The sequence below is a fragment of the Lysinibacillus sp. NPDC093190 genome, assembly GCF_050280425.1.
Classification (GTDB): Bacteria; Bacillota; Bacilli; order Bacillales_A; family Planococcaceae; genus Lysinibacillus.
This window is the reverse complement of the sequence record NZ_JBNNVG010000024.1, coordinates 55825-67474: the sequence shown is the minus strand read 5'-3', so window position 1 is coordinate 67474 and position 11650 is coordinate 55825. Positions and strand designations below refer to the sequence as shown.

13 protein-coding genes are annotated in these 11650 nt (G+C 36.7%); all 13 read right to left on the bottom strand.

Annotation, left to right across the window (positions count from 1 at the left end):
• Nucleotides 1-58: 58 nt before the first annotated feature.
• A complete protein-coding gene (locus ACQKOF_RS17895; RefSeq protein ID WP_427559843.1) occupies nt 59-619 on the bottom strand; it encodes a hypothetical protein in 561 nt (186 codons plus the stop codon).
• A 172-nt stretch (nt 620-791) separates the two neighbouring features.
• The gene (locus ACQKOF_RS17890) at nt 792-1181 is read right to left on the bottom strand and encodes a hypothetical protein (RefSeq protein WP_427559840.1); all 390 of its coding nucleotides are present in this window, start codon (nt 1179-1181) and stop codon (nt 792-794) included.
• 311 nt (nt 1182-1492) lie between these two features.
• A complete protein-coding gene (locus ACQKOF_RS17885) occupies nt 1493-2254 on the bottom strand; it encodes a tRNA threonylcarbamoyladenosine dehydratase (protein ID WP_132356940.1) in 762 nt (253 codons plus the stop codon).
• 426 nt (nt 2255-2680) lie between these two features.
• Nucleotides 2681-3655 (bottom strand): N-acetylglucosamine kinase, encoded by a 975-nt coding sequence (locus ACQKOF_RS17880; protein ID WP_427559837.1) that lies wholly within the window; start codon nt 3653-3655, stop codon nt 2681-2683.
• A gap of 143 nt (nt 3656-3798) precedes the next feature.
• The gene (locus ACQKOF_RS17875; protein ID WP_427559834.1) at nt 3799-4881 is read right to left on the bottom strand and encodes a DUF871 domain-containing protein; all 1083 of its coding nucleotides are present in this window, start codon (nt 4879-4881) and stop codon (nt 3799-3801) included.
• Between the two features lie 25 nt (nt 4882-4906).
• Nucleotides 4907-6235, bottom strand: a complete 1329-nt coding sequence (locus ACQKOF_RS17870) for a PTS sugar transporter subunit IIC (protein WP_427559831.1) — start codon at nt 6233-6235, stop codon at nt 4907-4909.
• A gap of 45 nt (nt 6236-6280) precedes the next feature.
• Complete coding sequence (locus ACQKOF_RS17865) at nt 6281-6601, bottom strand: PTS lactose/cellobiose transporter subunit IIA (RefSeq protein ID WP_370041943.1); 321 nt, start codon at nt 6599-6601, stop codon at nt 6281-6283.
• 13 nt (nt 6602-6614) lie between these two features.
• Nucleotides 6615-6926, bottom strand: coding sequence for a PTS sugar transporter subunit IIB (locus ACQKOF_RS17860; RefSeq protein WP_427559828.1), 312 nt, complete (start codon nt 6924-6926; stop codon nt 6615-6617).
• Between the two features lie 322 nt (nt 6927-7248).
• Nucleotides 7249-8424, bottom strand: a complete 1176-nt coding sequence (locus ACQKOF_RS17855) for a GNAT family N-acetyltransferase (protein WP_427559825.1) — start codon at nt 8422-8424, stop codon at nt 7249-7251.
• A 70-nt stretch (nt 8425-8494) separates the two neighbouring features.
• Nucleotides 8495-8764 carry an HPr family phosphocarrier protein gene (locus tag ACQKOF_RS17850; RefSeq protein ID WP_427559822.1) on the bottom strand — a complete coding sequence of 90 codons (270 nt, stop codon included), beginning with the start codon at nt 8762-8764 and terminating at the stop codon, nt 8495-8497.
• A 17-nt stretch (nt 8765-8781) separates the two neighbouring features.
• Nucleotides 8782-9501 carry a sugar isomerase domain-containing protein gene (locus ACQKOF_RS17845; protein ID WP_427559887.1) on the bottom strand — a complete coding sequence of 240 codons (720 nt, stop codon included), beginning with the start codon at nt 9499-9501 and terminating at the stop codon, nt 8782-8784.
• A gap of 4 nt (nt 9502-9505) precedes the next feature.
• The gene (locus ACQKOF_RS17840) at nt 9506-10228 is read right to left on the bottom strand and encodes a GntR family transcriptional regulator (protein WP_400723088.1); all 723 of its coding nucleotides are present in this window, start codon (nt 10226-10228) and stop codon (nt 9506-9508) included.
• Nucleotides 10229-10259: 31 nt separating this feature from the next.
• A complete protein-coding gene (gene nagA, locus ACQKOF_RS17835; protein ID WP_427559819.1) occupies nt 10260-11417 on the bottom strand; it encodes an N-acetylglucosamine-6-phosphate deacetylase in 1158 nt (385 codons plus the stop codon).
• Nucleotides 11418-11650: the final 233 nt, after the last annotated feature.

Sequence of the window (11650 nt, the reverse complement as noted above, 5' to 3'; positions counted from 1 at the left end):
ACTTAGCAGATTCTAGATTACTATTTTATTTTAAGAAAATGATTCAATCACTCCTAAATTATTTCGTAATTTCATTATCAACAAATACTTTAAATTGTTGCAAGCATTGTTTGACTGCACCTTTTTGTTCAAGTACTGCATTTCGTAGTGATACTGTTTTCTCTTCATCCCCTACGACTTCACTATAAAGTGCAAAAATTGCTGATAATAATTGCTCATTCTCTTCTTGGTCAATGCTAGGTAAAGAATAGGCAGCAACAGTTAATAATTGCTCAACTTTTTCAGGTGTTTTTTGTAACTCATTGGATGAATAATAAGTTGATGCCGCTAAAAAGTAGCAAAGCTTTGCACAACAATCTATAAACAAATGCCAATATGTATTTGCACTTGGTAATTCACCCGCTCTATTGTTTAGATATTCTTTATAAAATGTTGTAGCTTGTGTATATAAAGGATTTAGTCCTTTCATAGCCTTTGGATAATTATTAGATGTATCCAAATAATCAAATACAATATCATTCATTTTCTCTTGAAGCTTTACAATGTCTAAATGATCACGAATTACTTGAATTTCCATTTTACCACTCTCCGATGTTGTCATTTGTTTTCTAAACGTCATTCCTACTCCCCTAAGCAGTCCTGCACATTCCAAACAAACTGATTTATTATCTATTGGAATTATTAAAATTATAGCAATAAACCAAATAAAGAAGTGGACACATGAAAAAAATAAGGCAATTTAGTGAATTAATAGCATTTTTGAGCACGTAAAGCGAACAATTTTGGTAAAATTATATTCTTTGTACATAATCATCAAATAAAGATTGCTCTTTCGTTCGATCAACAATTTCGATAATACTTCCTTGTGCATATATTTTTATTCTTTTTTGTGGTATATAAAAATAGGCAGTGTTTGTAATTAACCACTCACTAAGCGTTAGTTCACTGCCTGGCTGTTGATTTGTCAATATATGTTTATGTCGAAGTATATCCGCCATTTTGTAAAAACCGTCTGATAGCTCGAAAGCCGAAACATCAAAATTAAAAATAGGGCTAACAACCTGGCCAACATCAAAAATGTGTATCGTTTGCCCTTCTTCATCGATAGCTAATTCTACTGTGCTAATTTCATCGAATAGATTTAAGCCTCTATATTCCATTTGATAGATTTTCTCCATCATAAAACGCCTCCTATTATAGGTTCTACAGCAAATGTTGGAGGAGTCATAATGCGTCTCTTCAACATAAATTGAATAGAAATCCTAATAAATATCTTAGACCCCTTTTTTACAATGTTCCTATTGTAACATAGAAAAAGCAGCTGTCTTCAATCGAGACAGCCGCTTCCATAAAATGGTTCAATATCAGCTTTTTATTTTTATCGAGAAATTATTTAAGTTTATCGATAAATATTATTAATTTATCGGTGAAAATTCTTAATTTATCGCCCAACTTTTTAAATTTATCGACATAACAGATTTTTCAAAGTTTTTTAACCTTGTACACGTGTAATTTTTACATCTTTTAAGATTGTATTTACTACCCAACTTGCTGCAATTAAACCAGCTACTGAAGGAACAAATGCATTGGAAGATGGAGGCATTTTAGCTTTACGGATAGCTGCATCTGGTTTTCCGACATGCTCCACAACATCTGGACGAACTACAATAGGACTCTCATCTGAGAACACAACTGTTACTCCTTTATGAATACCATCCTTACGTAATTTTGTACGAATTACTTTAGCTAATGGGTCCGTATGCGTTTTAGAAATATCCGCAATTTTGAAACGAGTAGGATCCATTTTATTTGCTGCTCCCATACTAGATATCATTGGAATATTGCGCTTTAGACATTCCTTCATAATATGAATTTTATACATCACTGTATCACTCGCATCAATGACATAATCTATGCCTTGTGCGAAAAATTCCTCATATGTTTCCTCCGTGTAAAACATGTGCATATCAATTACTTCACATTCTGGATTAATATCAGCAATACGCTCTTTCATGACACCTGACTTAGATTTTCCAACCGTTGAAAGATAGGCAACTAATTGACGATTAACATTCGTAATATCTACATTATCCTTATCCACCAAAATAATGCGGCCAATACCACTTCGTGCACATGCCTCAGCAGCAAATGATCCTACACCGCCTACGCCAAGAATGGCTACCGTTGTATTTTTTAATTTTTCGAGTCCCTCTGTTCCTATTGCGAGCTCATTACGTGAAAATTGATGTAACATCCTTACACTCTCCGTCTATTGAATTTTGATACCGCTTTAACGGGCAGTCATTTATCTTTACCGCAAGCGAAGCGTCAGGTATAACACTCCCACCTCAACATCTAGTGAATGCAAAGAAGTTAGGTGGGCGATACACTGCCCGTAAAAGCCCGATTTGTGATCAGCGGTAGATAGAGCCCCCACAGATTACTTTATTAGTAAACCTAGTTATATACTAAGATAAAATCAAACCTATCTTACATTTTATCACGATATTCATCAAGTGAAAATTATAACTAAAAAAATTAAGTATTCCTAATCAAACACTTTATTAAGTATGTAAAGTTTGAATTGAACCCATAAAAATCTATATGTTCACAGCTTGAAGTAGAAAATTTAGGCAATTGAATAGCACACGTAATCCAATTGCCTTTAGTCTTATCACTTTCATTCCTGTTCATAATTTTTGGAGAAAGATTTCGCAAAATCTGAGCAGAGCTGAACGTTTATTTGCTTGAAAGCTGCAATTGCTGCCCCGCCAATTGGTTGTAAGACTGGTGCCATAAATTGCAATGGTATCTCGTCAGCTTGTGCGAATTGCTGTAATTTCGGTACAAAATATGTTTCATTATTAAAAACGCCACCTACCAATACGACAGGTACGTCCCCTTCCTCCCAAGTCATATGAGAGTAACATGCTTTAATCGCTACATAATATTTCTTACAAGCATCCTCAATGATCTGAATAGCAACACGATCTCCTTTTTCTGCCCCATCAAAAACATATTTACTTAACGGTGCAATCACTGTCCGAGGATGCTCCTCTCCATATATACACTCAATTAATTGTGGTACATTTTCCACAGAAAAATAACGCAATACAACATCTGTTAAAGCTGTTGGGTCTCCTCGTCCATCATAGCTTTGAAAAATAGCCTTCAGCACTTGAACCCCTAAATCATAGCCACTACCCTCATCATCAAAAAGATAACCCCAGCCCCCTACTCTATGAAAATGTTGCTCACGATCGTAGCCCATTGTGATGGCGCCTGTCCCTGCAATTTGCACAATACCTGCCTGCCCAAGTGTACCTGCATAAAGTGCAATTAGAGCATCATTATCAACAATAACATGTGCTGTTTTAGGAATGTATTGACGTACTATCGATTTTACAACTTCTTCTGCCTGTAGCTCCTTAACTCCAGCCATGCCAGCAAAACAACTATCTATGGCTGCAAATACTTGCAGATTTTGTTGTTGTAAATTTTGTAGTATATCATGAATCGTTGACTTAAAATATTGAATACCCATAGCTGTTGGGTTACTCCGAGTCGTTACTACTTTAGCATAAACATTGCCCAGTTCATCACAAATCACTGCTGATGTTTTCGTTCCACCACCGTCAATCGCTAATACATACATAATCTTCGCTCCTTTCTTCTTGGGTTAATTTCTCCTTGGCTTAATTGTAGCTGTCGCTTTGCTTTCGCTACAAAAACAATAGCCGAATCAAGAAAAAAGGGATTAAGCACTATCAACTAATAGCTTAACCCCTTCTTCTGTAATCATTTTGTAAAGCCAAATGATGCCCATGGCTGAATATTTGCTAATAAGAATTGCTCTTCTTCTACAACTCTTGCCACAACATTTGTTGATCCGGCATTCGGCATTTCCTTTAAAACAATTTGAAGCTCACCCTTATAACGTACATCTAAATTATTATCGATTGTCACATCCCCCAATTTTAATGGGTGGCTATCGTGTGCAGGGAAGTCACCATTTTTATATTTAACACGAGATTGTGTACTACGGATTACATAATCCGAAACATCGCCACGATTAAAATGTGGCTCCTTAAAAAGGATTGCTTCTTCTAAAACAGACGTTTCAACAGACTGCTCAACCTTCAGTTCTAGCTTATGGCGATTTAATTGGCCTAATGCACGTATTTCTTCCTGGGAAGCATACATATTGCCGATAATACAATCATCTATTAAACCCGTGTGCCATAAATCCTTTGCTTGCACAGTAATTGGCAGATGACGATGTTCTTCTAATGTTGGCAAGCCATGCTCAGTTTTTTCCCAAGGCCCAAACATAGCATGCTGTGATGAAATCATTGCTGCTGTTCGAATATGATTTGCTTTAAATTGTTGAGATGTTTGTAAAAAATGTTGACGTGATAGACCTGTGAAACGTCTCGGATAAAAATTATGACAACCAATAATATGATCTTTATTCGGTTGATAGGATAATATATTTTCTACATATTTCGTACCGTTACTAATATTTAATTCTATTTTTAAATTACTTGAATCGAGAGACATAAACGCTTCCTCCTGGCCAGAAAAACCCATATCTAAGCGCAATGCCGCTAAATGATAATGCTCCTTAAAGTAACCGATATCTTTAAACGTTAAGTCTAAATCTTCAAAAACAGCCGGTGCAATATCAGCTGAAATTTCAAAGCCAAGCTGCTGCGCAAATTTATTGATTTGCTGTAATTTTTGTCGTTCCTGATCGTTATTTAACGACATAAGACAAGTAAATATTCGATCAAAACCATTGTCATGAGCGAGCTGAACATATCGCTTCATATCTTCTAGTGTACTATGTTGAGGATATAGTGAAATCCCTAATCTTTTCAATTTAAATACCTCCGTTAGCTCACAATTACACTTCTACTTTTTGACTCTCTAATTTTGTAACTTGCTGTTCGTTTTTAGACTCTGCTTCAGCAGCTCGCTGTTCGTTCTGTTTCGCCATGCGGTTTGCCATTGAAATGAACGGTAAATAAATACAAACTGCGATTACAATTAAGACAATACTAAGGGCGGCGCCTTGCCAAGATTGAGTTGCTAAGAATCCATTAATAATCGGTGGCGTTGTCCATGGTGGTGAAACCGTAGCTGCTGGCACAAAGCCCCACTTCGTTGCAAAGAAAGCAATTGTTACGTTGACCATTGGTGTCAAAATAAACGGTACAAATAACACTGGGTTTAACACGATTGGAAGACCGAAAAGTAACGGTTCATTAATATTAAAAAGCCCTGGTGCCGCCGACAATTTTCCGACGGTATTATATTGTTTATTCTTTCTAGCAAAAAGGAAAATAGCAATAATAAGTGCTATTGTTGTCCCGGAACCACCCATATTGATGAAGGCATCAAAGAATGGTTTATTTACGATGTATGGCGCTACTTCACCAGATGAAATCGCTTTTACATTCGCTTCAATAGCTGGTAAATTTATTGTTTGCATAAATGGTTCGATAATGTTAGCACCATGAACACCTAATGTCCATAAAAACGTAGGAATGAATGCTAAAAGTAAAGCCGCAATCCATGAATTCGTTAAGCCCATAAACGGCTCTTGAATGGCTGAGTAGAATGAACCGACAATATCAGGAATATCAAAGCCTGCCGAAATAATTGTACGAACTAGAGCAAATAAACCAATTGTAATAATAGCAGGTAATAATGCAGCGAAAGATTTTGAAACAGCCGGTGGTACTCCATTCGGCATTTTAATTAGCAGCTTAGGATTGCCAGTCAATTTACAAAATAATTCAGTTGACAGCAACGCAATAATAATGGCAATAAATATACCACCTGTACCTGTCGTTAACCCTGTTAATCCACCTTCACCAAAGGTACCAAACGTCAAATAAGTTGAAAAGCTGATTACACCGGCAGAAAGTCCGTCCTTGTCGTAACTTTTCGCAAGATTGTAAGCAATTGTAAAAGCTAATAACAGAGAGATGATTCCAAATGTTGCTCCCCAAACATTGCCGCCCCACTGTGTCCAAGTTTCATGCTTCCAGATGGCATCGAGCGCATTTTGATAGAATTTGATAGGCAAATTATTCACAAGAACCGCAAGTGACCCAACAATTGTCAATGGCATGATCGTAATAAATCCATCTCGAATTGCAACTAAATGACGCTGATTCCCTACTCTAGCTGCGACTGGCACAAATTTTTCTTCTAAAAAACGGAACATTTCACACACTCCCTTTACTTTTTATTGTGACATCAAGGTTTGATGCTATTCCCCTTTGATTCGTTCATACAACTCAATCATTTCAGATGCTAAATCACGAAAGGTAATGGCATTCATTAAATGATCCTGTGCGTGAATTAACAGCATCGACACTTCTACTTTTTCTCCCCTTGCCTCTTGTGACAGTAGAGCTGTCTGAGAATGATGCGCTTCAATCAATGAATCGTTAGCTAACTGTATTTTTTCCTTTGCTTCCTGAATCTGCCCATTTTTTGCTAGCTGGATAGCCTCCATACACTCACTTTTCGTATTACCACTGTGCACAATCAGTCCCATAATGGATTCCATCAAAACTGTTTCTTCCATTGCTGTCTCCCCCTTAACCTATCAACGTTAACGCCTGCTTTAAAACATTTTCGCCATTCATCATGCCGTAATCCGCCATGTTAATGACTTCAATCGGAAAATTCATTGCCTTGTATTTTTTTTCATATGTCCCTTTTAAGTAACGGACTTGTGGACCCAATAGCAGCACATCCGCCATTTTAGTAGCTAATACTTTATCAACCTCACCTTCAGCAATCGCATAAATATCTGCCTCAATGTTTTGTTCTTGTGCGGCTTTTTGCATCTTTGACACTAGCAAACTAGTACTCATTCCCGCTACGCACACTAGCATAATATTTTTCATCAAAACACTCCTTTTCATGATAAAGTTCGTCTTTCTAGCAAACTTTAATTTTTGTAATTTCCAACTATGAAATCGCTTTCTTAAATTGAGAATAGCACCTATTGGTATATACCACAATATACTTTTTACACAATTTACTCCCTTAGGAAAAAGCTTCAAAAACTGGGCTATAACGTTGTTGCAGACTACTGAAAGGATTCACCTAGCTGGTATAGTCCAGAAAAAAACTTAAAAAATTTTAATTTTCCGAATTAAATGATCAAAAGTTATTCATTCATATTCACTTTTGAATAAATGTCTCTCATACATTGTTAATTTGCTTTTAAAAATATTCATAGAAGGCTGGTTTATTAGATGGTAACGCTAACTGCCATCGATCAATTATCTCTTCAGCCAATTGTTTATTTGCATACATGACCGCATCCTTTACAGAAAGATAGCCAACCATCATCGCTGAAAAAAGATTAATTGGTAATGTTAACATATGCATTTCTGGGATAGAATTTGTCTCAATAATCGAGACATCCCCACTTTTATTTATTTTATATACGTGCTCATTCCAACTACAAAACGCATCTTCAATTTGAATATATAACAGTTCCTGAATATCGCCCCACGGATAATGTTGCATAAACCTCATAGCGTCAACTATCCTTACCATCACATCTTGAACGACTTCCTTTTTAAACTGTGGTTCTTTAAAATAGAAGCCAAATTGATGGTTGTTAGAAGTAACTCCCTTGATGCTATTTACACTCGCCGCATGCGACGTTATAAAACGCCAAATTGCTTGTTCTGCTTGTAAATCCTCAGCTATAAAATCATGAATCTCAAACGTTCCATCCTGAATGATATAACGAATATAACCTGCAATTTTATCATCTTTAAAATAGGACGCAAAATGACTATCAGGCATCCTTCTCTCTATTCTTTTCCACCACGCGTCATCTCGTAGCATACTTCCATTATGGAAAAGTGCCTGTGCATTATGAAAATCCTTAATCGCCTGAAAAAGATCACGATCTGGCCATTCAAAGCTCATACGTTTTACTACGTCCAACTGCTTTCCGAAAGAAGGAAACATCGACTGAGGAATCGTATAATATAGCTTCTCAAAAAACAATTCCCATCCAAAATAACGATAAAAGGATATAGAAAACGGGGCTAACACAGAAATACTTTGCCCACTCTCTCGCATTTTCTTCAGTGCCTCTGTCATAAGCTTTTTGATAATGCCCCGCTGCCGATACTCAGGATAGCTTGCAACAAAGCCAATTCCACCCATATCATAATTTTTACCATGGATTGTCATATTAAGTGGCAATATTAATAGCTGTCCAACTACTTTATGTTCATCGTAAGCACCCAATGTTGTGCTATGCTCAACCCAATAATGAAAATCATCTCGCCGCGCATCAGTATACTTATTAGGAAAACAATAATCTCTTAATTGATGTACCTGCTTATAATCTTCTGGGGGAATTATTTTTATTTCCATATGCAAAATCACCTCCTTCCAACACTGAATATTCCCGCAAGCCCCTGAGATACAACAATGCCTTTTATTTTTAGCATTCCTCTCCAATTCCTTTAGAAACAATTACTTCTGTTATTGTTTGAAAAAGCTTCTCAGCATCGGGCCCATCTGCTGAAATTTCTACAATGCTTCCGGGTGCTACTCCTTGTGCCATAACACCCATAATTGATTTTAAATTGACCGATTTCTCTTTATACGTTAACTGAACATCACACTCAAATGGTGTGACTGCAGTTACAAGTAAAGCTGCGGGTCTAGCATGTAGTCCCTCCGGCGCTGTTATTTTATATATTTTCTTCATAGATATCCCTCCGCTTGTCATTTAAAGTTAATTCGATGTTGATAATAGGCAATCATAGCCTCATTATGAGACGAATCTGAGTCAACATTATTGCTTTTAAAAACTGGTAATACTTCGTCAGATATGGCCATGATCTCAATGACTTCACTGAATAATACATTTAAAATAATTGAACCAATAACTGTAGAGGAGGGTGCATACTGTATTTCATTGTGATGTAGCAAACCATCTCCTATTGGTATATGCGTATCGATAACTATATCTACTACATCCTCTAAGCGCTGTCCACTTTGATGGCGGCTCGGCTGTTCGCAATATGCAAGAGATTGCAGAGACATGACCAGCACTCCTGCTTCTTTCGCTAAAAATGCTACATCTATAGGTGCTTGATTTCTCCCGGATGTTGAAATAACAATGCAAACATCATTTTCATGAAAATCAAAATGATCTTTATACTGTTCAATGATAGTCGGGTCCTTCTCATTTTCAGATGACGTCATTGCTCCTGCGTGTAATGTTAAAGGTTCTATAATGATAGGACGTACAGGTACAAGCCCTCCCGCACGATAAAAACCGTCCTGTGCTAAAAGATGAGAATGGCCACAACCAAATAATTGGACAATTCCCCCGCGTTGAAGCCTTTGTACAATTAATTGTGCGGCTTCTTTTATTTGGGCATATTCTTGCTCCTTCACGACCTGCATTAGCTTTTGAATTTCTAGAAAATATGCATCCATAGAATCACCTTTTAATTTCACTAATGAATTTGTATCGATCAGCTCGATAAGTACTTCGCACAAGCTCAAACGGAACTCCATCTGATAAATAACTTGTACGTTTAATAATTAACACAGGTGCAGTATGATTGATTTGCAAAAATTTACTATCTTCTTTTGGAACAATAGCTGCCTCCATTTGCTGAATAGCATTTCCAATTTTTTGATGGAATTTTGCTTCGATTAACGCATACAATGACCCCATTATTTTCTTTTCATCTAATTCTGGATATACTCTTACTGGAATATATGTTCTTTCGATTGCCATTGGCTTGGAATCTGCACTACGAATTCGTACAACGAAGAATACCTCTTCGCCTGGCTCTAACATCAAATCTCCTGCAATATCAACTGTTGGTACGATTTTCTCAAAGCGTAAAACTTTACTGCTTGGTTCCATCCCTCTAGCCCGCATATCCTCTGTGAAACTTGTTAATCCTTTTAGCGGTTGTTCTAATTTTGGATTAGCGACATATGTACCTCTCCCTTTTTCACGATACAGCAAACCGCTATTGACTAAATTTGTGATTGATTGACGAACAGTCATTCTACTAACATCAAACTGCGTAGAAAGTTCTCGCTCAGAAGGTATATTTTCTCCGATTTTGTATTCTTCTAAATAAATCCGTTGTTTAATGATTTCTTCTATTTGTATATAGATAGGTATATGAGAATTTTTATCTAACAAGTGTTGCACCATCCTTATCGCCTCTTTACTTTCATTTCTCAAATACAACTTTACCCCGACAAATAGTTTTTTGTACATTTAAATTTTCATCCAGTAATACAAAATCTGCATCATAGCCTTCTTCAATACGACCTTTAGTCGCTAACTGTAATTGCTTAGCAGCATTCGTAGAGGACATTGCGACAATTTCCCGCAATGAGCAATTGGTAATTGCTTTCATATTTTTTACTGCCTGCTCCATCGTTAGCACACTTCCAGCTAAAGCCCCATTAGATAAATGAGCCCCATCCTTAGAAACATGAACGGTTTGACCTCCTAAATCATAATCACCGTAATGTAAGCCTTTAGCCCGCATCGCATCGGTAATTAAGATAATGCCCTTTGCACCTTTCATACGATAGGCTAGCTTTACAGCTTGAGGATGACTATGCACAAAATCTGCGATAATTTCTGTCTTTACCTGATCCTCTAAAAGCACTGCACCAACGACACCTGGATTACGATGATGGAAAGGGCGCATTTGGTTATATAAATGTGTAGCCTGCCTTACTCCCATTGCTACTGCCTTATCCACTTCCTCAATCAATGCATCAGAATGACCAATGGAAGCAATAACATTTAAATCCTTTAACGATTCAATAAACGTAAAGCCTCCCTCTATCTCAGGTGCAATTGTTACTTGTTTAATGCGTTGCTTACTTAAGTTCTGCCAGGATGCAAATTGCTCAGTAGACGGTAAAATAATGTACTCTATTGGCTGAGCACCTGCCCGTTTTTTCGATACATATGGCCCTTCTACATGTATACCTAATAAACTCGCCTCATCATCATTACTTTCAAATTGAGCAACATTAGCTAAAGCGCTTTCAATTGCTTCTATAGATTGCGTCATTGTAGTAGCAAGGAAGCCTGTAACGCCTTCCTCTACTAATGAGCGCGCCATTTGATGTAATGCTAATTGTGTAGCATCCATCACATCATGCCCAGCAGAGCCATGTATATGCATATCAATATAGCCAGGTAGCAGTAACCAATTTTTATCTTTGCCATCTATATAACGCTCGGCCTTATCGTATAAGTTATTACTTATTTTGATAATTCTACCATTTTCAATGAGTAGGTTGCCCTTAAAAGGTGCTTCATCATGATTGACTATCGTAACATTGGAAATTAAAAGCGTATTTTTCAATAGATCACCCCCTAAGCGTTTTTGAGGAGCTTGACTGAAGCTAACAAGCAACTATTCTATTCGGTATAGTTGTCTATACCAATTATATGATGATTTCCCAAAAATAAAAAGTGATTTTTTCATATTTTCTAAATTTTTATTCAACACATAATTTACAAACTATTAAACTATTCTAACTTTCACTTCTCTTAGAAGCAGAAGATTCCTAAGAACACCTTCGTACCAAAAGTTTG

Coding starts and splice junctions, on each gene's coding strand:
- ACQKOF_RS17885 (WP_132356940.1), bottom strand. CDS start 2,254: ATGTTACATCAATTTTCACGTAATGAGCTCGCAATAGGAACAGAGGGA.
- ACQKOF_RS17845 (WP_427559887.1), bottom strand. CDS start 9,501: ATGGATGCATATTTTCTAGAAATTCAAAAGCTAATGCAGGTCGTGAAG.
- ACQKOF_RS17880 (WP_427559837.1), bottom strand. CDS start 3,655: ATGTATGTATTAGCGATTGACGGTGGTGGAACGAAAACATCAGCAGTG.
- ACQKOF_RS17895 (WP_427559843.1), bottom strand. CDS start 619: ATGACGTTTAGAAAACAAATGACAACATCGGAGAGTGGTAAAATGGAA.
- ACQKOF_RS17860 (WP_427559828.1), bottom strand. CDS start 6,926: ATGAAAAATATTATGCTAGTGTGCGTAGCGGGAATGAGTACTAGTTTG.
- ACQKOF_RS17870 (WP_427559831.1), bottom strand. CDS start 6,235: ATGTTCCGTTTTTTAGAAGAAAAATTTGTGCCAGTCGCAGCTAGAGTA.
- ACQKOF_RS17865 (WP_370041943.1), bottom strand. CDS start 6,601: ATGGAAGAAACAGTTTTGATGGAATCCATTATGGGACTGATTGTGCAC.
- ACQKOF_RS17890 (WP_427559840.1), bottom strand. CDS start 1,181: ATGATGGAGAAAATCTATCAAATGGAATATAGAGGCTTAAATCTATTC.
- ACQKOF_RS17855 (WP_427559825.1), bottom strand. CDS start 8,424: ATGGAAATAAAAATAATTCCCCCAGAAGATTATAAGCAGGTACATCAA.
- ACQKOF_RS17850 (WP_427559822.1), bottom strand. CDS start 8,764: ATGAAGAAAATATATAAAATAACAGCGCCGGAGGGACTACATGCTAGA.